This is a genomic window from Herbaspirillum sp. LeCh32-8, assembly GCF_017814915.1.
GTDB lineage: Bacteria > Pseudomonadota > Gammaproteobacteria > Burkholderiales > Burkholderiaceae_D > Herbaspirillum.
In genome coordinates this window covers 1-341 of record NZ_JAGIPZ010000038.1, presented here as the reverse complement: position 1 = coordinate 341, position 341 = coordinate 1, and the positions used below count along the sequence as shown (strand labels likewise).

1 protein-coding gene is annotated in these 341 nt (G+C 63.3%); it reads right to left on the bottom strand.

The window, feature by feature from the left end:
• On the bottom strand, window positions 1–338 hold a 338-nt coding region (locus J8I26_RS22570; protein ID WP_348635358.1), incomplete at its 3' end, for an NAD(P)-binding domain-containing protein.
• Window positions 339–341 lie beyond the last annotated feature (3 nt).

Genomic DNA, 341 nt, shown 5'->3' with positions numbered 1-341 from the left:
GCCTTCGGCGCGATCATGATGATGTCCAGATCGGCGCGCGGCACGACCTGGCCGTAGTGGATGTTGAAGCCGTGCGCGAAGGCTACGGTGGCGCCTTGCTTGGCGAACGGCGCGACGTTTTCGGCGTACACCTGGCCGATGTTTTCGTCCGGCAGCAGGATCATGATGACGTCGGCGTCCTTGACCGCGTCGTTGACTTCAGCCACCTTCAGGCCGGCCTTCTCGGCCTTGCTCCACGATGCGCCGCCCTTACGCAGGCCAACAGTCACCTTGCAGCCCGAATCCTTCAGGTTCAGCGCGTGCGCGTGGCCTTGCGAGCCGTAACCGATGATGGTCACGTT